This is a genomic window from Fibrobacter sp. UWP2 (assembly GCF_900141705.1).
Classification (GTDB): Bacteria; Fibrobacterota; Fibrobacteria; order Fibrobacterales; family Fibrobacteraceae; genus Fibrobacter.
The window spans coordinates 33,347-55,912 of sequence record NZ_FQYM01000018.1 but is presented as its reverse complement, the minus strand read 5'-3'; the positions used below and the strand labels follow the sequence as shown (position 1 = coordinate 55,912).

Sequence of the window (22,566 nt, the reverse complement as noted above, 5' to 3'; positions counted from 1 at the left end):
ATGTTCCACTTAATCACCCCAGATGCCAGCAAGCCATTTTCGATTGGGCGAAGGGAATCGAGCGATCTCCGGTTCAACGACCTGTTCGTCTCGAGGGACCACGCGACTCTCGAAAAACGCGGGAATGATTGGTTCTTGAAGAACCTCACGAGCAATAGCGTCACCAAGGTAAACGACGAGGACATCGACGAAAAGAAACTCTCGGACGGCGACATCATCGTCATTGGCGTGCGCAGGCTCCGCGTGACACTCAACGAAGGGGAGCTTTCCCTCTTGATTCTGGACCAGAACCAGGATGTGGACACCTACACGCTCACAAGCGACTACACAACCGCAGGCGCCATGAAGGCAAGGCTTGTTGTAGAAGACGGAGACAAGCCCAATTGCGCCGAGATCCTTTGCGGCAAAAAGATTTACCTGAACAACGGAGAAACGGTCCGCGTCAGCGAAAGCGAAGTCACCTTCCGCGACGGGAACCTGCTCGTGGCAAAAATTGCCGCCGGGTTCAACGTGAGCATCAAGAATCTCGACGTTTACGCCGGCAAAAAACGCCTGCTGCAAGACATCAACTTTGAACTCCCCGCGGGCGAGATTCTCGCGATTATCGGGCGCTCCGGGCAAGGCAAGTCCACCCTGCTAAAACTACTCGAAGGGCTTTACACCAAGAACGAGAACAGCGATGTGATTATTGGCGGGCTCGACTACCGCAAAAAGGAGATTCGCGAACGCATCGCCTTCTTGGCACAGGACCCGGCACTCCGCAAGGACCTGACTGTACAGGAGACCATTTTGCATGGTGCCCGCATTGCGATGGACCGCACGGAGTTCGCCGCGACCGCGACCGAGCGGTTCGAAAAGTTCACGGAACTTTTCGGGCTGAGCGAGCGCATCCACAACCGCATTTGCACACTCAGCGGCGGCGAGCTCCGCCGAACCGCCCTGGCGCAAGAGCTCATGGGTTCCCCCGGCCTCATCGTGCTGGACGAACCGCTCTCGGGTTTGGACCCATACAACTCCAAAATCCTCTGCACGCACTTAAAACAGTTGGCCTTCCTCGGGCACACGGTGATACTCACCACCCACAGCTACGAAGCCCTCCGCATCGCAAACAAGGTGCTGGTGCTGCACCAGGGCCACCAAGGTTATTACGGGAGCCCGCAAGGCGCCTACCGCTACTTTAAAACGACCGACCCCGAGGCAATCCTCTCGGGACTCAATGACGAAACCGCCACCCGCTGGAAAGAATCCGCCGACACAAGCGACATCGGGCTTGGCAAGGTCTACTCCGAAGTCCTGTTCCCCAAGGTCTGCCGCAAAGGCTCCTTCTTTTACAGCATGGGCATTACCCTAAAGCAATGGTTCCGCGACAAAGGGAAAATCGCCGCCCTCTTTTTGCAACCCCTCGTCATCGGGTTCCTCTTCTCGCAAATCTTTAGTGCGCAGAGTTCCCTGTGGACAGTCGCCTTTGCGCTCATCCTGTGCGCGAACTGGTTCGCCCTCTCGCTTTCGATACGCGAAATCGTCCAAGAAAAAGAAATATTCAGGAACGAGTTCCGCAAGGGGCAAAAAATCACGCCGGTTCTCCTCGGCAAAGTGCTTCTCCCCTCCATCGCCGCATTCCTGCAAACCGCCGTCGTTTACGCCTTTGTCGCCTACCGGCTCAACATCAATCCCGACATCGCCATGCTCTGTGCCGTATTCGCCTGTACCGTACTCCCCGCCGTGAGCATCGGTCTCCTGGTCAGCTCACTCAGCAAAAATGCAGGCCAGGCAAACGCCTTTTTGCCTCTCCTCATCATTCCGCAGGTGGCTTTGGCAGGCGCCCTCGTGCCGCTCGACCAAATGCTCCCCGTGGGCAAGGCGCTCTCGACCGTCATTTGGTCGCGGTACAATCATAACTCTCTTTTGAACCTGTTTTTGGAGCGCCCAGACGACATCTACAACAAACCAATCGCAGCCGCCCTCGCCCTAGGTTTTTATATTATCACTGCAATAATTCTATACCGGTCTAAAAAAGCAAAATGACAGTTCAAGCAAATAACACATTCCCCCGTTCCTTTAACGACAACTACGAACTGATTGGTCCTTTGGGAAAGGGCGGCATGGGCAATGTCTACAAGGCTCTCGACAAAAAACTCAAGCGCGAAGTGGCGTTCAAAATTTTGGATGCCGCCGCCGACGAAGAGGCCATCCAGAGATTCTACATGGAAGCCCAGGCCATGAAGGAACTGGACCACCAAAACATTGTACACGTTTTTGACTTCGGTAAGCAAGATAACCAGCTTTTTATCGCCATGACCTACGTGCAGGGCTACACCCTCTCGGGCGTTCTGCAAAAGCGGAGCAAACTCCCGTTTGACGCTATCGAGGTCATTATCCGCCAAATCGCCCGCGGCCTTCTTTACGCTCACAGCAAGGGCATTGTACACCGCGACGTCAAGCCCTCCAACATCATGCTCACCCGCGACAACCGCGTGTACATCATGGACTTTGGCATCTCGTACATCCAGGAAATGGAAAAGGATCGCCTGACCAAGACCGGCATGACCATGGGCACGCCCGAATACATGAGCCCGGAGCAGTGCCATGGCGACGAGGTGACCTTCCAATCCGACATCTACAGCATGGGCGTCATTCTGTACGAGATGACCTGCGGACGCCTCCCCTTCAATGGCAACCGACCCGTAGAAATCGCCCTCAAGCACGTGCAGGAGCCGCCTCCCGACCCCAAGCAGTTCCGCCCCGACATGCCCGCCGGCCTCTCGGAACTCATCCTCAAGTGCCTGCGCAAAAAACTCAATGAACGCTTCCACGACATGCAGGAGTTTTTGGACGCCTGCGATCAGGTGTTCCCGCAACGCGAAACGCACGGGGGGCCGCGCCTTACCGGCAAACGCCACTCCCTTTTGCGCCACGGCACCACATCCATTGCCGAGGCAGCCACTCGCCTGCCCTCGCATGTGCGCGTCATCCGCCGTCGCCTTACGGCGCTTGCCATTTCGCTGTTCCCTCTTTTAATTTTGTTGCTCATCCTTTTGATGCTCACGCACAAGCCCGAGAGCACCGTCCGCGAAATCGAATGGAGCGAAGCCCTCGGCAACTACGAGACAACCGCCATCGAGGCCGACGAGAGCGACGGCTACCCCATCGACAACCTGACCGATGGCGACCTCAAGACCGCGTGGCTCAACGCCATGCCCGCCAAGCCGCAAAATCCGGTACTCACGCTTTACTTCGAAAACAATACGCTCGTGACGAACATCGGTTTTGCAGTCGGTTACCAAAAGTCGGTAGACGACCCGTTTGGCGACCGCTTCCGCATTTTTAAAAAGCCAAAGAGCCTCACGCTCGAAACCAAGGATGGTTTCAAGCAAAGGGTCAAGCTGGAGAACATCAAGGGCATGCAGTACCCGACCATCCAGGCCATGGAAACTACCGAAATCAAGATTTACCTTGATGACGTTTTTGAAGCCGAGAACAAGGACTTCGCTATATCGGAAATCCGCCTACTGGGCATGGAACTTTAATGTTTTCAAAAAGCAAAAACAGAATCAAGGGCAACTTCATCGAAAACCACGCCACCGCCTACCTTATGCGGAATGGTTACCAAATTCTCTCCCGCAACTACGCCTACCGCGGAGGGGAACTGGACATAATCGCCGAGCACGGCGACACCACGGTATTCGTCGAAGTCAAGTCGGTCTGGAGCAGAGGCGAAGGAAACCCTGCCGCCCGCGTGAATGCTCAAAAACAGCGCAAGGTATGGAATACCGCCTGTCACTTCCTTTGTACGCAAATCAAGAACCTAGACAAAAAAAGCCGTTTTGACGTACTTGCCGTAAGGGCCTACGAGCAACCGCTCGCCTTCGCCCACTACAAGAACGCCTTTGAAGGCGGCCAGGTCATCCCGGAGTGCTAAATGCGTTTTGAAGCCCATCCAGAAAATCCCCAGGCGCGCATCGTCAAGCTCGCCGCCGCGGCCCTCGAAGACGACGCCCTGGTCCTCTACCCCACCGAATCGGGTTACGCCATTGGATGCAACGCCGAGTCGCCCAAGGCGATCCACAAGCTTTACGCTCTCAAGAAACCCATGAAAAAGTTCTTCATGGCCTTGATTGTCCCCGACATCCGCTCGGCAACGGCCTACGCCCGCATCGACAATTTCGCCTTCAACATCATGAAGCCCCGTGTGCCGGGGCCCTACACGTTCATTTTGCCCGCGGTGCCGCACATCGCCCGTCAACTTGACGTCAAACGCCCCGAGATTGGCATCCGTATGCCGACGCATCCCTTTTTCAAGGAACTGTTCCAGCACTTCGACAAACCAATCCTCAGCACGGCGGCAAAGCTCAGCGAAGAGGACATCTACGACACCGATGAGCTCTGGAAAACATTCCAGCACTCAGTGGACATGATGGTGGACTGCGGGCCAATAGAAATCAACCCGACGAACATTGTGAGCCTCGTGGGCGGATCCATCGACATAATACGTGGCGAGCTCCTGGAGCCCTAAGTCTTCCTTTTTATTCCTGGATACAGCGGATATAGGCGGCGTTGGCGTCCGAGTATGTGAAACCGTCATCGAACCAGTAGTAATACAGCGTCTTGTATTTGGGATTTTCGTCGTCCACGTTCTCTCCAGCGCTCAGCTCCGAAGTGAAGAACCTCGTTTCGGCAAAGGGGTCAACACCGGAGGTTTTGTCGCTCGAAGTGGGCATCGCCGTAAAACCTGTCGTATTCAAAGCCGATTCCCAGAGACTCCCCGTTGCCAGCAGCGCCTGGTCCGTATCGGCGTTCATACGCAGTTCATCCCAGTCGTCCTTGGAGGGGATCCTCCAGCCAGAAGGGCACACAGGCCCGACCGTGTCGGACTGCGGGAATGCCCAACTGGACTCGTACGCGACTCCATTCGTGTAATAGTCCACCGAATCCTCATGGGAGCACTGCGAATAGCAAACGTAATCCCAGTAGGTCTTATAATATTCATCCCCGGGAAAATACCTCAGGTTCTCCGCCATCCACTTTTGTTCCCCGATTTTTATGGTGTAGTATTCGTTCCCGTCGCGTTCATCCACAAAGGAACCGTATTTCAATTCCTTGTTCATGTAGCGTTTTGCGCCCTCTAGTGTACTCCTAATATATTCCGTTCTTTTGGCCTTGTTCGCAAGAAAGTCGTCGTAATCCTTGATGGAGTCCGCCTCAGGGTTTTGCAGGCAACGCACATAGCCGTAATCATCCAAAAAACCATAGTCCATGTAGACTACACTTCTATACCCCTTAATCATTTTCAAAACGGTTATGGCATGCAGGCCACGTCGCCTTATAAAGCCCCCGGGTTGCGACATGTAGTCGCTATAGTAGGTACTCCAGTAAATGCTGGAGCTATCCTCCTCATTGAGCCAACCGTTTTTTTGGAACTTCTTGTAGAGCAACGTGTCGTTTGAACCCAGGGAGCTCACCATTGCCGAAAAATCCTTATCGTTAGGGAGTCTCCAGCCCGGTGGGCAAATTCCGCTGTTGGTGTCGGTACTTTGATTATTGTTCACGGCCGTCATCCACTTGTAAAGGCGACCCATTTTTTGGCAAGAGGCCTCGGTCGAGTCACCCGGGCACTTGGTGGAGTCCGCGTCCATGGGGTAAGCGAGCGTGTCCTTGATTCGCAGGTTCTCGGTCATCCAAAGGGCGTCACCGATTTTTTTGACCGCATAAACATTGCCGTCGCGCGGGTCCTCGATAAATGTCGCCATCGAGGATCCATTGTCATTTGAAGGATTGACGGTATTCGACGATCCACCCTTGTTTGAACCGTTGCCAGCTTCGTCGGCGTTTGTCCCTGAACCACTATCGCCGCAGGAACAAAGCATCAAAACGTACGCTCCAAAAACAACAAACCCCTTCAAGTTCACAACAATAGCCTCCTAACTTTTTCCAAAATATAAGTTTTTTCTCGATTTTGCGTTCTAGAAGAACACCCAGATGGCAATCCAAAACACCATCAGGCAGAATTCCATTTCGCGGTTGATTCTAGAGAGAAAACAGCTGCCAAAGCCGACCACAAAAATCGAGGCGATTCGAACCCAGGGTACGTCGAACCCGCGATAAAACAATACAAGCGCCCCAAAGAACTCGACCCAAAGCCACATCGCCTGGGCAAGCACCAGGTAACGCCTGCGTTTGTGCGGGAGCGCCGTCGTCGAAAAACAGAGGCAAAGCGCCAACATGCGGAACGGGTAGTGCTCCATCGTGGGGTCGGCCACATCCCCCGCCAAAAAAGTATACACACCAAAGACCAGCAAAAAGCCAATCATGAGGAGGGACTCCTTGAACAGGGAAATACGCCCTCGCCACAAGAAACCGGCAAGTCCAAGGGCCATAAGGCAGGCAAGCGCATGGAACAAAAGCGTCATGGAGCCGCCTCCACCGAATCTGCCGTAGCAAGCGCGCGCATGTAACGCACCAAGCCGCGAGCCTCGTCCTCACTCAAGCGGTCCCCATAGGGGTTCATGTTCACGCGGCCATTCAAAATCACCTGCACCAGCGAATCCTCGCCCAGCGAATCAAGACGCTGGAGCGTCAACTTTTGAGGCACAGGGTAAAATTCACGAACGAACTTTTCGTTGAACTTGCCGTCAACACCATGGCAGGCAGCGCAACGGGACGCCCATACAAGCGAGGCGTGTGCACGGGAATCAAAAGTCGTCGAGTGCTCCGCACGAGTTTCGCGCATAATCTCTTTGGCCGGAACCGAGGAGCCTCCGGCGTAAACGAACCCGAGACCTCCCCCCAGGGCAATCAAAGCCGCAGACAATGCCCAACGCAACCATGAGGGGCACACTTGCCACAGGGGTATCACGCACAGCATGATTCCCGCAAAAAAGGCGACAATCGGGAACGTCACAGGGATTAGCGAAATGAGTGCGAGGTCAATACTATTTTGCACACAATTCTGTGCCGCCCAAATGCAAAACAGGAGCGCCACCAAAATGCCGCAAAGAAGCGGAAGCCGCAAGGTCCTGAATTCCGGGGTCGTAAGAGGCGGGAAATACTCGTTGGGAGCCACTTCGGCAGAGTCCAAATCGTCCGTAGTTTTGCTCTCGTCCACATCGCCCATCATAAGTTCGTCATTCTCGATTATCCCGGAAAACCTTCTGCGAATGGCAAAAAACACCAAGAGGAAGAGTCCTACGCCAAATGCAAGCAATCCGTAGTCCACCCATCCAAAGCCGTTTGCGAGCTTTGACTGGCTCTCGGATGGAGCCACCAAAAAGACGCGTTCCAAGAGCATCCCCACCAGCACCGAACCGCAAATCATCCTCCAGCCTATTTTGGATTCACGAACTGCCTCCACAAAAAAGAGTTGCGGAAGGATGCCTGCAAAAATGAAGGACGAAACACAAAAATCACCCTTCAGCGCAAAATTCCAAAGCCAGAAGGCGATCATAATCCAGCTGCACGCAAGCATCAGCTTTTCAAGCAGACGAACCCGGTAGTTTTCGGCCGAAAGAAGCAGATTCACCAGCGAGAGTCCCGAGAAAATCGCCCCGGCAATAAAGTACAACGGGAAAAACGACCCGCGCCACTCGGGCACAAACGTCGTCGCAAAATCAAGACTCACGATGGTATGCACCCAAAGCACCAGCGGGAAGAGCAACCACGCCATGGGCCTGCGAATTTTAGTCAACACGTCCCGCGCCGCCGAAACCGCGTCGGCACACCCCGAAGGATTTTCTAAATCCTGAGAAGGACGCGCCGCCAAATGTATGGCGAAAAACAACAGCGAAAGGATTCCATAAATCAAGATGCAGCAAAGATCCCACACCAAAGGCGAACGCATGTTGGCAAAAACGCCGCGGGCATCCAGTAAAGGGGCTACCATGTAAAAGTTGCCGATAATCCCTAGGTGCACCAGCGGGAAAAGCATCGCAATCAAAAGGCTCACCAAGGTCGAAAGTTCCGCGAGCAGCGCCGTGCGGCGGTCCAGCTTTACGTTCAACGCCAAAAAAACAGCCGAGAGGAGCGTCCCCGCATGGGCAAGACCAATCCAGAATACAAACAAACTAATTGGAGTCCCCCAAAAGGTACGCAAGTCCGCATCCCACGCCACAGGCCCCTGCCATACGGCATAGCCCACCGCGGCAAGGCCCGGCAAAACCAGAGTCAATCCAACCAATTCCAACAGCAAGAACATCAGCGACGTCCCCGCATATAGACCACCGAGGGATCGAGCCCTGCCACGACAGCAGGCGCATAGAGTCCGCGTCCCTTGGCCGCGCGGACCAACTCGCTATTGTCGTCAAGCCAGTTTCCAAAAACAATGGCATTCTTGGGGCACGCCTCGGCGCAGGCAGTCTTGACACCACGTCCCCGCCATTCCGCGGGCGGTTTCCCCGCAACCACCGCTTCGGCGGCGACTTCCGTTTTAAAGCGCAAGCGGTCGTTTTGCAAACGCTGGATGCACAGGGAGCACTTTTCCATCACGCCCTTGCCACGCACCGGGACCTCGTCGTTGAACTTGCGCAAAAGCCCGAGGGATTCGGCATCGTTGTAATTGAACTTTCGGGCATGCAGGGGGCAGTTCGCCCCGCAAAAACGGCTGCCGGCACAACGCTTGTACATCATGGCGCTCAAACCGTCGGGAGTATGGTTCGCGGCACCCGTGGGGCAAACTTTTTCGCACGGGGCGTTGCCGCAATGGGCGCACATGAGGGGGATGCCGCCGCACATGCGAATCCAGTGCATAAAGCGGTTCTTCGCGGCCTCCTCCTCGGTCACCAGCGGCACGTTGTTCTCCATGTTGCAAGCGAGAATGCACTTGCCGCACGCATCGCAGGCGTCCAGGTCTATTGCCATGCCAAAGCGGTTGCCGTTCAAAGAATTTTTACCGGGCATGGGGACCAATACCAATTCAAAGGCTTTACTTCCCTGCGCCACGGCCCTGCGGACTTCCGCCTCAAAGTCGGCAATGGACGGAATTTTTTTGCCGAGCGTTCCGACCGAAGCCGCGTCCCTGCAGCCAATGAGCGTATAGCCCGCCGCCATGACCGCACACCACTTTAAAAATTCACGCCTGTCCATAACAACACCTACCTGTGACAGGCCCCGCAATAAGTGGCGGCCGGCTTGAACTTCTTTTCTTTGAACGTCTCGCCCCTGTGGCAGGCAAGGCACATGCTCATGTTAAACTTCTCGCCGCCGTACACATCGTTACGGAAACCGGGGGTATTTGTACCGCGGCCATGGCAATCAGCGCACTCGACACCCGCAGCGGCGTGGACCCCATGGTGGAACACCACGTGGTCGGGCAAGCGGGACTTGTACACCCACGGCTCGGAGGGCGCCTGCGCCAAGGCAGAATCCAGAATCACGATGCCAGGATTCTCGGTGAGCGGCAAACGGTGGCAGTCCATGCAATCGGACTTCGCCGGCATAAAGGCATGGGCCGCAGAACGCGCCCCCGTATGGCACTGCGAACAGTCAAGACCTATGGAATCGCCGTGGAGTGCATGCTTGAACGGGATGAACGAAGCCGAATGCACAGGAGCAGGGGGCTGCCCGAACAAGAAATCCGCAAGCAAAAAAGCGGATATCATCCCGAGTATGGCGATGGCGACGTACTTCATAGGCTTTAAACCAAACTCCCCTACTTCGGCCTCCCCGGGTCATCCGGATTCTTGAGGATGTACAGGAGCCACGCCGTCATCATTTTCGCCTGTTCTTCGGTAAGCGGAGTGATTTCCATGGCGGGCCATTCATCGGGGTGCTGCGGAGTCGGATGCATCAGGTACTTGACCATTTCTTCCGGCTTTTCGGCATACTGCGCTACATTGTCGCGCATCGGGGGTGCAGCAAACTTGCGCGCCCAGCGGTGGCAACCGCGACATTCGTTTTCAAAATATTCGTGGGCTTGTGTTTTGAGTTCGGGCGTAACCGGCGGAAGCATAAAAGCCTCTACCGCAAAAAGTGCACATACCGAAACAAAGACTATGACCGCAACCCGCAGTTTCAAAACACCATCCTTTTGAATACAAGATTCGTCTTAAATATAAACATTTTTTTTCAAATATATTCCTATTTTTAGGTTTAGGAGACACAAATGAAAAATTTCTTATTCTGCCTAATGCTTTTGGCGGGTTTTGCCGCAGCGAATACTTGCACCGAAGCATGGTTTGAAATTAACGCTTATAACTATATATACACTAAAGACCATGCACACTTAGATTCCGCTTATTACAATGATGAATCAACAGAGAAATATATTTATAACAAAGAACATCTTGATTATCTTATTACAAAAGAAGGTGGAGAAATTCATACTATAAATTTTTATTGGAATTCCGATGAAAGTGTATTATCGAAAAAAGGTACTGAATATTTCGGAATAATAAAGTATTCAGAAGACACTCTATTCATTACCCTCACGAATTATCATGATGGAGTGGTCCACGAACAGCAGACCGCAAAAATCACAAATAAAACATTAGACGCTCAATATCCTGATGGACCAAACGGCGAGATTGCTTTCGAGAAGATTTATTTTCAAAATGATTCGCTCGTCAAGTCCATTACTTACAACTATGGAACAGATTCCGCTGAAGTACATAAAACAATCATTGTCAGCGATGAACAAGATGACTTTAAATGTAAAGAATATGGAGAAAAAGAAATCAAAAATTTTAGTTTGGAATATATCAAAAATGACAACGGTTATGCCATTAAGAGACACAACGAAAAATATTCCCGCGAATATTTCATGATTTACCCCACCGGCACCACTGCCATCCACAAGCGTCGCGCTCCAGTAAAGATTTCGCCCAAGGCTCGCTACTTTGATCTGTTGGGCCGCTACAAGTTCACGAAGTAAAATGGGCATTGTTGAAATCATCATTATCGCGATTGTAGAAGCCATGGATTGCTTCGCCGTCGCCGTTTCTACAGGTCTTGCCAAGTCGGGAATCCGCTACAGCCGCGCCTTTATGCAGGCTGTGAGTTTCGGCGTATTCCAGGGCGGCATGACATTGCTCGGATTTTTCCTGGGAGGCTTTGCGGAACGCTGGTTCAATGCAGTGGGCACGCCTATCGCCTGCACCATTCTCTGCATTCTGGGCGGGCGCATGATCTGGGGCGCCGTTCGTGGTGACTCTGGCGAAGAAGAAGGCGAACAGATTGCCGCGAAAAACTTGACGATTGCAAACATCCTGCTGCTTTCAGTCGCGACAAGTATTGACGCATTCGCTGTCGGGATTTCGTTTGCATTCCTGAACGCGAACATGCTTCTTGCCACTAGCGCCATTGCGCTTGCAAGCTTTATCATGGGCGTTATCGGCTATGAAATCGGCCGTCACGCCGCCAAGCGTTTCAAAACAAAGATTCCTGAAATCGTCGCAGGTGTAATCCTGATTGGAATCGGCGTGAAAATGCTGTTCTAACTTGCTATATTAGCAGGTATGGACCAGAAAGACATTGACCGCACCCGGTATTTCGAGCTAAAGAAACAGCTAGAAGAAGCTAGCCGCCTTTACTACAAAGAAGGCGTCTCCCCCATGAGCGACCAGGATTTCGACTTTGGGCTCAAGGAGATGGAAGCGCTCGAGGCGAAGTATCCGGAACTGCGCGGCAATGCATCGCTCACGCAGCGGGTCGGCAGTGACCTGACGAATGACTTTGCGAAAGTCGCACATGCGGTTCCGATGCTCAGTATCGCGAACGTGTACAGCGCCGAAGAAATGGCGGAGTTCGTGAAGGCTGCCGAAGAAGGAATCGCTAGTTTAGACGAGAGATCCTTCGACTCCGAGCAAAGCTCTTCGCTCAGGATGACAGCTCCGAATTCTCACACCTGGATTTGCGAGCGGAAAATCGATGGCGTTTCGCTTTCCATCGTGTACGAGAACGGACGCTTGAAGCAGGCGGCCACCCGCGGCGACGGAGCCCAGGGCGACGACGTGACCCTGAACGCACTCACGATTGCGGACATTCCCGAATACTTTGACGCGAAGAAGCTGAAAATTGACCCGAGCGAAATCCCGCAGGGCACATTCGAGGTACGCGGCGAAGTGTACATGGAACGCGAAGCCTTCGAACGCCTGAACGAGCAGTTTATCCTGGAAGGCAAGAAGATTTTCCAGAACCCGCGCAATACCGTTTCGGGTTCGCTCAAGCTCAAGAGCGTGGCCGAATGCAAGACTCGCCCGATGCGATTCTTCGCATACCACATTCCAGACAGCAACAACAAGACGCACGAAGAGAACCTGCTGCAGCTAAAAAAGCTCGGGTTCCACACGAACGAATACTGGAAGGCCGACACTGTCGATGAAATCATGAAGATTTCGGAGCAAATCGGCGCGAGCCGCGACAGCCTCCCCTTCGAAATCGACGGCATGGTCGTGAAACTGAACGACCTCGCCATGCAGCGCGCGCTCGGCACCACGAGCAAGAGCCCGCGTTGGGCCATCGCCTACAAGTTCAAGGCGGAACGCGCCTACACGCCACTCCTTTCCGTCGAATTCCAGGTCGGCCGCACCGGGGCCGTGACGCCCGTGGCAAACCTCGCCCCCGTGCGCCTCGCCGGCACCACCGTCAAGCGCGCCACCCTCCACAACTTCAACGAAGTCTCGCGCTTGGACCTGCATTACGGCGACACCGTCGGCGTCGAAAAGGGCGGCGAAATCATCCCGAAAATCACCGACGTCAAGAAGGAACTCCGCCCGGCAGGGGCCGTCCCCGTGACCGCCCCCGAAAAATGTCCCGTCTGCGGAGAACCGCTCACCCACATCGACGACGAAGTGATTTTGCGCTGCGAAAACATGCACTGCCCGGCGCAAGTCCAATGCCTCTTCGAGCATTTTGTGAGCCGCGAGGCCATGAACATCGAAAACTTGGGCCCCGCCCTTATCGCAAGCCTGATTGCCACGGGCAAAATCAAGCGTATTCCGGATTTGTACCGCCTCACGCTCGAAGACCTGGAATCGCAGGAGCGCATGGCCAAGAAGAGCGCCAAAAACGTCTTCGACGCTATTGCCGCATCGAAGGAACGCAGCCTTGAAAACCTGCTGCACGGTCTCGGGATTCGATTCGTAGGCCGCACCAGCGCGAGGAACTTGGCGAAGCATTTCCGCACCCTCGAAGCGATCCGTACCGCCACCGTCGAAGACTTGCAAAACGTCACCGACGTCGGCGAACGCATCGGAAAGTCCGTCTACGACTTCTTCCACACCGAGCGCTACACGCAAGAAATCGATGAATTGGTAGCCCTCGGCTGCCCCACCGAATTCAAGGGCGTCGTAAAGACGCTGTTCCAGGGGCAAACCGCCGTCATCACCGGCACGCTCCCGAGCATGGACCGCGACGAAGCCCGCAAACTCATCGAAGAAAACGGCGGCAAGGTCAGCGGTTCCGTGAGCAAGAAGACGAGCTGGGTCTTGGCAGGCGAAGCGGCGGGCTCCAAGCTCACGAAGGCGAACGAGCTCGGGATTCCCGTGCACGACGAGGCCTGGCTTTTAGCGCAGATTGCCGCAGCAGATTCTGGCGACATTTCGGGCGAAAAAGGCGACACCCCTAAAGCGACAAGCGGCGCCAACGGCCAACTGAGTTTGTTCTAAAGCCCTACTTCTTTGCCGGTTTTACAATCTTGACGCCGGCAAGTGAATCCTGCACGCATCTCACAGAGAACGCCGTATTTTCGAAGTCCTCCATTTGGGCGTATTCATCCCTGCTGTTGAGCAAGTTCCAGTAGCCGGCACCGGCGCCATCGCCACCGCTCGCTTCCCAAAAATAGGCGCTGGACCCAAGTTCCGCGAATTCGCCGTCATTGTAACGGGCACCCGCCGGAATTGCATTGAAGCCGGAAGCCTCGGTAATGGGCGCACCTCCGCGAGTCCAGCCCTCGCGCATTTTAAGCGCAGCGGCGACACTCCCCTTTCGCAAATTGGCAACCGCCTGCCCCAGCGCCATCCAGTCTTCGCGTTTGGGCATGTGCCAACCCTCGGGGCAAATGCCTTGGTGTACAGGCAAAATCGCATTTTCGGTCGCGTTCTCAATGTAATCTTCGGGAAGCCTCATGGCCACGTGCCACGGGTAAAGCCTGCCATAACTACGACAACGGATATCCTTGTCCTCGTAGCAATAGCTCCCGGGAGCCGCATAGCGCAGATTCTCCGCCATCCAGTTCCGGTCGCCAATGCGGACAGTCTTGTAGCGGTTCTCGTCACGAACGTCATAAATGGCGGTACTGTCGTATATCTCGTCGACCCCAGGCGGGTCCATCACGCAGCGCACCGGGAAGGCGCCCACCTTGTTGGAACTGTCCCTACGCAATTCATCGCTGTCGTAAAACAATGACCACATGAGGCTCGACACCGAATCCTTTTCCGAAGAACTCCAAAAACCCGTAATGGAATCCTCGCCCACAAAACTCATCAAGTCCAACCGGTAGCCACTCGGGAGGGCGCTAAAGCCCCAGCCATTTTCGCCAGGCAAGGCGTTCTCCGCCTCGGGCCAAACATCGCGCGCCTTGAGGTTCGTACCGACGCCAACAGCATCGTCCACATCTTGTATGAAGGCGTTCAACCGTTCAAAATCGTAAATACTCGGGATATGCCAGCCCAGCGGGCAAACTCCCCGGTGGATTCGCCGCACTGTATCGCGGGCAAACTTCTGAGAATATTCATCTGGCAAGTTCATCGCCGCCGTCCATGTGTAAAGGCGACCATACTTTTCGCACTTGCCCTTGTCATCCCCGTAACAGAAACTGCCCGGAACATCCACATCCAAGTTTTTCGCCATCCAAACCTGGTCGCCCACATGGATTGTCATGAGTTCCTTGTTTTGGACCTTGACCACCTCGGGAACAATCACCACAGGAGGCGGAGGCGGTTCCTTGATTTTGTAGAGCTTTTCCTCAACGCAACGGACAGAAATCGCCAACTCCTTGCTCTCGTAAACATTGTCAAAAGTACGCGAATCGTACGCCAAGCGCCAATAGTAGGCCCCGTAGGCATCGTACTCGTTCGAAGACCAAAACTCCGTCGACGCCCCCAAATCAACGAACGAGCCAATGTAATGCCGTTCGCCCGCCGCCGTAGCATTAAAGCCGAACTCGTCGCTACCGGCAGGGATCCTAAGTTCCACATCCCAACCGTGTTGAGATTTAAGGCTGATGCCAACACCATCGCTCTTGCCTCTTTTACCTACAAAATGCCTCAGTTTTTTCCAGTCCTTGTTCGTAGGTACGCGCCAACCCTGCGGGCACACATCATGAACATTTTTACGGGCTTTAGATGCTTCATTGGTGTTAAACCAGTCCACCAGACGCATCGCCGCAGCCCAAGTATACAGGCGTCCGTAACGCCAACAATTCGCCTCGTTGTTGTCGTAGCACTGCGTGCCCTTGAGCTTAAAGCGAAGATTCTCGGCAAACCAACGTTGGTCCCCAATCTGCACGGTCTTGTACTTTTGACCATCTCGCGGATCCATGAAGTCACCCATTTTGATCACCTCAGCCATAGCTGCGGTGAAGCAAAAAAGGATAACAAGAAGATTTCGTTTGAACATACGAATAAAATACACTCAAAAAAAACAAAAAAGACTAGAACCATCGATTCTAGTCTAAAAATTTGTTCAAAACGCCTTATTCAGGCTTTATTCGGCCTTGGTCAACCCAAATTCGGAGCCGTCCATGCCATAAAAGCGGATATCGTCCAGCCAAATGTCCATCGGTTCGTTGAGGACCGTTTCGCCATAATCGGCGCCATTGCTAAACTGAAGATTCACCACGTCGTCGTTGTGGTCCTTCCATTCGGCACCAATGGATTCCAGTTCAGACCACGGACTCGGTGCCCATTCATCCCACCAAATCACGTACTGTTTCCACTCGCTGGTCAGCGTGATCTCGGTACTGAAGGTACCCCAGTTCTCCACGCAGCAGGTGTCGGCAAAGTCCGTCTTCCACGAGACCTTGAACGTACCCTGCCCCTTGGCCCAGAACGTGAGAGCCTTGAGGTTCGCAAAATTAATGCGCTTGTCGCCATCAAAGTTGGTGCCAATGCCCACCCACGGGTAGTTCTCCCCGTTCAGGTTAAAGTGGGCGTAAAGACCGCGCCCCTCATGACCGTTCTCGGTCACCAGACGTTCAAAGTTCGTCGCCGTGTAAGAGAGGTTGGTGTCGTTCACCATGTCGCCCGTCACAAGCGTATCGCCATTCTCGAAGGTGATTGTCGTGGTGTTGATGGCATACGCGTACCAACGGCCAGGAGCTTCTTCCACCGGTTCTCCCTTTGCCTTTTGAATGTTCGCCGAGAGGGTCGTCACGTTGATGGATTCCCCTTCGTTGCCGTCAAAGTTGTCGAGCTGGGTGAACACAAGCGTGTCGAGATTCGGGTAAATGGCATCTTCAAAAGTCATGGTCGGGTGCAACAGGGCACGCATCAGGTAATCCTTCCATTCACCCGTTTGGTCATCGTACACGCCAAAACCGCTGCAGAATTCCCAGTAGGCACGGCCAAAGCCAAGGCTCGAGGCCAACGTCGAGATAAACGTGGTCCAGGTTTCGCGCGAAACATCGTCGGCCATTTCGTAGGCGCCGTACTCACCCAGGTAAATCGGGATGTTGTGCTCGTCGGACCAAGCCTTCATCACGCCAAAAGCCTTTTTCACGGCACGGGTCTCTGCAATCGAAGCCGTCCAAAGTGTACCGGTATCGTACACCGGATCCACGAATGTCGCTCCCTGGTGCGTAAAGGCGAACGGGTCGTAATAGTGGAACGTCACGATCAGGTTGTCTACACCCGCGGGCAATTTCAACTGGGAAATGGAACTATACGAGTTATAGTTGTATGTGCCAACCATCACCACTCGTTCGGGGTCCGCGGCGCGCACCACCGAGATAATGGAATCCACAAGCACGTTCCACTTGGCCGAAGTGAGCTTGCCGCGCGGCTCGTTCAAGGTTTCCACTACAAGAGAATCCAAGGAGTAATTCACCACGCGTTGCATCATCTGGCGGTAAACGCTCAGCAAGCAAGGCGACTCCGTATCGGGGTCGTCGTACAGGGCGTCCCAGTGATGCGCATTGAGGACCACCACCATGCCGTTTGCAATGGCATTGTCGACCGCCCAGAACACCTGGTTCATCCATCCCTCGTCCACTACGCACTCGGCTCCCGCACCCGTCACATGTTCTTCCCAGCTCACCGGGATACGCATGTGGTTAAAGCCGGAATCACCCAAGGCCACAAAGTTCTCGGGCACAATCGTCTCGTTCCAGGCGCTTGTGTAGCTCGCCGGATTAAAGCCATCGAACGAAAAGTCAGGAGCCTCGAACACGTTGCCCAAGTTAATACCCGCGCCCATGTTCTCCACAATCTTCCAGGCGCGGTTCTTCGCCACCGGCGTGGAGGACGACGTATCGGCCGGAGTCACGCCCTCTTCGGCATTGACGGGATCTGCCGCACCCGAAGAAGAATCTTCGGAACACGCGAAAAAGGCCGAAGCCACAACGCCAGCCAACGCCAGCTTTCCAAAGGATTTAAAAAATTTCATTTGAACCTCATTGTTTGTCCAATTCAAAAATATGTTTTTAATTCTCAAAGTCAACAAGACTCTCCGTATTTATGGTTCTGCCCGTATACAAAAAAAAGGAAGCCAACCTTTTGGTGAGCTTCCTTAGTACCCCCAAGCGGACTCGAACCGCTGTTGCGGGAATGAGAATCCCGAGTCCTAGGCCACTAGACGATAGGGGCATTTTGCGTCTGCGCGACGCAATATAGTAAAAAATTAGTCCTTATAGAAGAGGTCCAAGTTATTTTCTACAAGAGTTCCGTTCTCGATCTTCGAAATGTAGTCGTTGAAGATCGTCATGGAAGCAAAGCGAGCCGTATTTTCAACGTCTTCCTTGGTGGAGGTCTTCACCGCTTCGGCTTCTGGAGTCTTCTTTGCCTTGACCTTGACCATGGCGGCGCCCATGTCGGTTTCAACAACCGGGCCCCATTCACCAATCTTCTGGCCGTTCAAGACCTTGGCGATCTTCTCATTGGCGTAACCAAAGCCAGGCACATAGCCCTCGACAGAGGCGCTCTTGGACTCAATATTGACCTTGTCGATGGCGGCAGCGGCCACGGCGGCAGAGTCAGCGGAATCGACCGGGACGTAAGCCTTGACCTTGTCCACAACGGAGTTGAGGTAGGCGGCTGCGGCGGCAGAAGACTTCCTAGATACCAAAGTCCCCTTAATCTGTTCGGCATACAGGCTGAATTCGCGGTCACCGGCCTTGATATCGGCGGTCTTGACGGCGGCAACGACCCACTTGCTGTTCCTGAGAACCGGGGACACGATGCTTTCGTCATCCGGGAGGTTCTCGTTGGGCCAGGCGAAGCTGGAAAGGCCCTTGAGGTAGCCAACTTCGTTGATATTCTCGTTGCGGCCGACCCAGTTGGATTCCTTCACTTCGAGGTTGCGTTCCTTGGCAGCGGTGGCAAAATCCTTGATGCCGGCGTCCACTTCGGACTTGATTCCGGAGAGAATCTGCTCGAGGCTGTCGATGGTCTCGGAGGAGGCGGTCACCGTGAGGAGGATGTGGCCCACCTTGGCAGTCACAGCGCCAGTAGAATCGGTGGACTTGCCGTAGCTCTTGATGATGTGATAACCAAAGCGGCTCTTGACCGGTTCAGAGATGGCACCGGAATCGAGAGCAAGGGCGGCCTTTTCGAATTCCTCCACAAAGGCACCCTTACCGGCTTCTTGATCAAGCATGCCACCCTTTTCGGCGCTACCCGGATCTTCGGAAGAAATACGGGCCATGTCTTCGAAGTTGGCAGTCGAAGAAGTGTCGGAAAGCTGGTAGAAAAGCGTCATTGCATATTCACGGATACGTTCATCGTCACCCGTGGTAGCCTCGACCGGGAGCATCACGTACTGGAACTTCGCCATGTCCTTCTCAACAAAGAAGCTGTCCTGGTGGGCATTGAAGTAACCCTTCATCATGGCTTCGTCAACAGCCTTGTCGTCCTGAGGAAATTCCGAGTTCGAAACGTAGGCGACATCGAAGTCAAAGTCGGTCAAGCGGCGGTTCACGTTCCATTCGGCTTCGAGGGAAGTCGGGTGCACCGAGGCGCCAACCAAGGCCTGCAGCTGGCGGGACGGGATGATTGAAGTCTTGAGTTCCTCTTCGTAGCGGAGCATCATGTTCCAACGGAAGGCTTCGGGAGTCTCGAGCCAGGCGTCGAATTCATCCTTATTGAAGGTCGAGTCCACAAGGAACTTCGGGAGGCTGGCGATGTAGGCCTGCGAACGCTGGATCATATCCTCTTGGGAGGTCGCCTGCTGCTGGATGGCATAGAGACGGGCCTGGGCTTCTTGAACCAGACGGCCGCGGATGGCATCGGGATTGCGCTTGAAATCACTCTTGAGTTCGGCGACCGAGGCTGCCAGTCCGGCCTTCTCGAACTGTTCGTTCATGAGAATCTGGCGGACAAAGGAGCGGAAGACGTCCGAACGGAGGCGGGTGTACTGTTCGTCCTCCAGGTGCTGTCCCTGGTACTGGTTTTGGACAATCATCTTGACGCGGGAATCAAATTCGGCGTAAGAAATCTTCTTGTCGTTCACAACACCCACCGGGTAGTTCTGGGCGATATTCGGTACACGGTCCATTGCCAAGAGGCCCACGACAATACCCGCCGCGAAAATCACAATAACCCACTTGGCCTTTTCATTAATCCACGTTAACATAGAGGAGACTCCATTAAAATTGTCGGGTCAAAGTTAGTAAAAAAACACGGGTTAAAAGTAAAAATTGCGAAAATATAGCCGTACAAGCCTATTTTTTCTATCGTTTAGGTATCGGCGGCGGTGATTCGCCCTGCCGCCATCAAGTGCATCAAATGAAACGGAGCTGCACCATGTACGACATTTTGGTTCTCGGAGCAGGTATTTCTGGATTAAGCGCCGCCCTCCATGCGGCCGAAAAGGGACTTTCTGTAGTCATTCTCACCAAGGGGGCCAAGCCCGACGGATCCTCGAACTACGCCCAAGGCGGGATTTGCTCCGTCACCGAAAAAACAGACAAATTCGAATTCCACGTCGCCGATACCCTCGAAGCGGGAGCCGGCCTCTGCAAAAAGAACTCCGTAAAGATTCTTGTGGAAAACGGTCCCAAAACAATCCAGCAACTCGTCAAGTGGGGAGTTCTCTTTACACCGTCCCCCACGAACAAGGCAGAATTCGACCTCCACCTAGAAGGCGGACACAGCCACCACCGCATTCTGCACGCCGCCGACCTCACCGGCAAAGAAATCATGCGAGCGCTCCTCGCCGAGCTCCACAAGCAAAAAAACATCGACTACCTCGAGAACTGCTACATCAAGGACTTGATTTGCAAGGGCGAAGGCAAGGCAAAACGTTGCGTGGGCGCCAAGATCATCCACCAAAAGACGGGCGTCGTCGAGAACATCTGTGCCAAGGCGACCATTCTCTCTACCGGTGGCGCAGGTCGCATTTGGCAGTACACCGTATGCCCGCCCGACAGTTGCGGCGACGGCATGGCCATTGCCGCCCGCGCAGGGGCCGCGCTCCAAGATATTGAGTTCATGCAGTTCCACCCCACTAGTTTGTACGCACCGCAGCTCAAAAAGCCCTTCCTCATCTCGGAGGCTGTACGCGGGTTCGGCGGCATTCTCAAAAACGAGAAGGGCGAAGAGTTCATGAACCAAGTGCACCCGTTGCACTCGCTCGCCCCGCGCGACATTGTGGCAAGGGCAATCCACAGCGAAATGCAGAGGCTCGGCAAGACCAACATGTTTATCGACCTCACCGGGCGCACCCCCAAAGACATCAAAAGCCATTTCCCACACATTTACGCCAAGTGCCTCGAAGTCGGCGTCGACATCACCAAGGAATGGATTCCCGTGGTGCCCGCCGCCCACTACATGTGCGGAGGCGTCCTGGTCGACACCTGGAGCCGCACCGAAATCAAGGGCCTTTACGCCTGCGGCGAAGTCGCCGCGACCGGCGTCCACGGGGCTAACCGCTTGGCGTCAAACTCCCTCCTCGAGAGCGTGGTCTACGCACTCCGCGCCGTAGACGACATCGCCAAGAACGGGCTCCTCAAAGAAAAGATTTCCGTTTCGAAGCCGACCAAAAAAGAAGTGGTCAGTTTCACCAAAGCCGCCTACTGGAGAAAACGCAAAAAAATACTGCAAGACATGATGTGGTCAAACTGCGCCATCGTGCGTACGGTCGCCGGGCTCAACCAGGGGCTCAAGGTTGTCGAGGGGCTCGAAGCCGACGTCGCCACAGCCATCAAGAACAAGGAAACCGAGAACTTCCACTTCCTCGAATTCCTCAATGCCCTCCAGGTCTCCAAGATGATCCTCATCGCGGCACTCCGCCGCAAGGAATCCCGTGGGCTCCACTACATTTTGGACTACCCGAATCTGGACCCCAAGACCAAGCACCACACTATTTATCTGAACGAGAAAGGGAGTAACTAGTTATTAGTTATTAGATTATTAAGATTATAAGAGGTTTATCGAGGGATAGTTTAACAATGGCGACGAAAAAACAGACAAAGGATGCCCTGCCGAATAAGATAGGCGTATACAAGCCGACGCAGTTCTTGGGCCATGGCGCCATGGGCAACGTCTACCTCTGCCACGACGAATCGCTCAACCGCATGGTGGTCGTCAAGCAGATGGTCCCTAGCCTTTACGACCAGGGTGCCTTTGTGGAGCGTTTCGAGCGCGAGGCCAAGATTTTGGCGAAGCTGAACCATCCTACCATCGTGCTCCCCTACGCCCTGTGGCAAGAGACCAACGGGCAGTACTCGCTCGCCATGGAATTCGTGTACGGCAAAAGCCTGCGCCAGCTTTTGGACAAGTGGCCCAAGCCTCCCCTTTGGGCTGTGATGGAATTCCTTTTCCAAATCGCCTCCGGCCTTGCTGAAGCGCATCGCTATAGTGTCACCCACCGTGACGTGAAGCCCGCGAACATCATGCTCGACAAGGACGGCCGCGTCCGCCTTTTGGACTTCGGGGTCGCCCACGACGAAAACGACCAGGAACTGACCGAGGACTTCGCCCAGCTGGGCACGGCCTCTTACATGAGCCCCGAACAAATCCACGACTCCAAGAACATTACTCCCGCCTCCGACGTTTTCGCCCTCGGCATCATTGCAAGCGAAATGCTTTTGGGCGAGAACCCGTTCCGCGGAGCGAGCATCGCCGAGACATTCAACAACATCAACAAAAAGAAGATCCCTGCCAAGGCATTCGGCAAAGAAATTCCCAAGGACATGGTAAACTTTATTATGCGCATGCTCCAAAAGGACCCGCGCAAGCGCCCCATGGCAACCGACGTTGCCGAGTTTTTCTCCAAGTCCATGCGCCACTACCCCAGGGATTTGCGGCCCTACATGGTCGAATGGGCTAACGCGGCTCTCAATGAACAGGAGACCGCGTTCATCCCGGCAGAATACTCCGAAAAAAAGAAACTATCTTTTAAGGCAGGATTGATTGTCGGAGCGGTGGTTGCCGCGGCAGCGGCGATCGCCATCCATTTTGTTTAGGTTGTTAGTTTAAAGGT

The 22,566-nt window shown here is 54.1% G+C and carries 18 protein-coding genes and 1 tRNA gene; 9 read left to right on the top strand and 10 right to left on the bottom strand.

The window, feature by feature from the left end:
• The 4 genes from BUB55_RS09425 to BUB55_RS09410 are packed head-to-tail and all read left to right on the top strand — an operon-like array spanning position 1 to position 4,513.
• Positions 1–2,025 carry an ATP-binding cassette domain-containing protein gene (locus BUB55_RS09425; protein WP_073190304.1) on the top strand — a complete coding sequence of 675 codons (2,025 nt, stop codon included), beginning with the start codon at positions 1–3 and terminating at the stop codon, positions 2,023–2,025.
• The gene (locus BUB55_RS09420; RefSeq protein WP_073190302.1) at positions 2,022–3,527 is read left to right on the top strand and encodes a serine/threonine protein kinase; all 1,506 of its coding nucleotides are present in this window, start codon (positions 2,022–2,024) and stop codon (positions 3,525–3,527) included. Before BUB55_RS09425 ends, BUB55_RS09420 begins: the two co-directional genes overlap by 4 nt.
• Complete coding sequence (locus tag BUB55_RS09415; protein ID WP_073190299.1) at positions 3,527–3,919, top strand: YraN family protein; 393 nt, start codon at positions 3,527–3,529, stop codon at positions 3,917–3,919. Before BUB55_RS09420 ends, BUB55_RS09415 begins: the two co-directional genes overlap by 1 nt.
• Positions 3,920–4,513 carry an L-threonylcarbamoyladenylate synthase gene (locus tag BUB55_RS09410; RefSeq protein WP_073190296.1) on the top strand — a complete coding sequence of 198 codons (594 nt, stop codon included), beginning with the start codon at positions 3,920–3,922 and terminating at the stop codon, positions 4,511–4,513.
• A 10-nt stretch (positions 4,514–4,523) separates the two neighbouring features.
• On the opposite strand, the gene BUB55_RS09405 is transcribed toward BUB55_RS09410, so the two are convergent.
• The 6 genes from BUB55_RS09405 to BUB55_RS09380 form a co-directional block, all read right to left on the bottom strand.
• Positions 4,524–5,864 (bottom strand): FISUMP domain-containing protein, encoded by a 1,341-nt coding sequence (locus BUB55_RS09405; protein ID WP_143152997.1) that lies wholly within the window; start codon positions 5,862–5,864, stop codon positions 4,524–4,526.
• A gap of 96 nt (positions 5,865–5,960) precedes the next feature.
• The gene (locus BUB55_RS09400; RefSeq protein ID WP_073190291.1) at positions 5,961–6,407 is read right to left on the bottom strand and encodes a hypothetical protein; all 447 of its coding nucleotides are present in this window, start codon (positions 6,405–6,407) and stop codon (positions 5,961–5,963) included.
• On the bottom strand, positions 6,404–8,188 hold the full coding sequence (locus BUB55_RS09395) for a c-type cytochrome (RefSeq protein ID WP_073190288.1): 1,785 nt from the start codon (positions 8,186–8,188) through the stop codon (positions 6,404–6,406). Before BUB55_RS09395 ends, BUB55_RS09400 begins: the two co-directional genes overlap by 4 nt.
• On the bottom strand, positions 8,188–9,075 hold the full coding sequence (locus BUB55_RS09390; RefSeq protein WP_143152996.1) for a 4Fe-4S dicluster domain-containing protein: 888 nt from the start codon (positions 9,073–9,075) through the stop codon (positions 8,188–8,190). The genes BUB55_RS09395 and BUB55_RS09390 overlap by 1 nt, the downstream gene beginning before the upstream one ends.
• 8 nt (positions 9,076–9,083) lie before the next feature.
• A complete protein-coding gene (locus tag BUB55_RS09385) occupies positions 9,084–9,620 on the bottom strand; it encodes a cytochrome c3 family protein (RefSeq protein ID WP_073190284.1) in 537 nt (178 codons plus the stop codon).
• Positions 9,621–9,640: 20 nt separating this feature from the next.
• The gene (locus BUB55_RS09380) at positions 9,641–9,940 is read right to left on the bottom strand and encodes a c-type cytochrome (protein ID WP_073190282.1); all 300 of its coding nucleotides are present in this window, start codon (positions 9,938–9,940) and stop codon (positions 9,641–9,643) included.
• A gap of 153 nt (positions 9,941–10,093) precedes the next feature.
• Between BUB55_RS09380 and BUB55_RS09375 the strand changes: the two genes are divergently transcribed.
• From BUB55_RS09375 to ligA, 3 genes are read left to right on the top strand one after another with little or no spacing between them, the layout of a single operon-like run.
• Positions 10,094–10,861: a hypothetical protein gene (locus BUB55_RS09375; protein ID WP_143152995.1), complete on the top strand. Its 768-nt coding sequence runs from the start codon at positions 10,094–10,096 to the stop codon at positions 10,859–10,861.
• 1 nt (position 10,862) lies between these two features.
• On the top strand, positions 10,863–11,426 hold the full coding sequence (locus BUB55_RS09370; RefSeq protein WP_073190277.1) for a manganese efflux pump MntP: 564 nt from the start codon (positions 10,863–10,865) through the stop codon (positions 11,424–11,426).
• An 18-nt stretch (positions 11,427–11,444) separates the two neighbouring features.
• A complete protein-coding gene (ligA, locus tag BUB55_RS09365) occupies positions 11,445–13,595 on the top strand; it encodes an NAD-dependent DNA ligase LigA (protein WP_234971888.1) in 2,151 nt (716 codons plus the stop codon).
• A gap of 4 nt (positions 13,596–13,599) precedes the next feature.
• On the opposite strand, the gene BUB55_RS09360 is transcribed toward ligA, so the two are convergent.
• The 4 genes from BUB55_RS09360 to BUB55_RS09345 form a co-directional block, all read right to left on the bottom strand.
• Positions 13,600–15,546, bottom strand: a complete 1,947-nt coding sequence (locus BUB55_RS09360) for an FISUMP domain-containing protein (protein ID WP_143152994.1) — start codon at positions 15,544–15,546, stop codon at positions 13,600–13,602.
• 87 nt (positions 15,547–15,633) lie between these two features.
• Positions 15,634–17,532 (bottom strand): glycoside hydrolase family 5 protein, encoded by a 1,899-nt coding sequence (locus BUB55_RS09355; RefSeq protein WP_073190273.1) that lies wholly within the window; start codon positions 17,530–17,532, stop codon positions 15,634–15,636.
• 127 nt (positions 17,533–17,659) lie between these two features.
• Positions 17,660–17,732: transfer RNA gene (locus BUB55_RS09350), tRNA-Glu, on the bottom strand.
• Positions 17,733–17,766: 34 nt separating this feature from the next.
• Positions 17,767–19,716: a peptidylprolyl isomerase gene (locus BUB55_RS09345; RefSeq protein WP_073190271.1), complete on the bottom strand. Its 1,950-nt coding sequence runs from the start codon at positions 19,714–19,716 to the stop codon at positions 17,767–17,769.
• A gap of 152 nt (positions 19,717–19,868) precedes the next feature.
• On the opposite strand from BUB55_RS09345, the gene nadB reads away from it, so the two are divergent.
• The gene (nadB, locus tag BUB55_RS09340; RefSeq protein WP_234971887.1) at positions 19,869–21,476 is read left to right on the top strand and encodes an L-aspartate oxidase; all 1,608 of its coding nucleotides are present in this window, start codon (positions 19,869–19,871) and stop codon (positions 21,474–21,476) included.
• 56 nt (positions 21,477–21,532) lie between these two features.
• Complete coding sequence (locus tag BUB55_RS09335) at positions 21,533–22,549, top strand: serine/threonine protein kinase (protein ID WP_073190267.1); 1,017 nt, start codon at positions 21,533–21,535, stop codon at positions 22,547–22,549.
• The last annotated feature ends 17 nt before the right edge of the window (positions 22,550–22,566 follow it).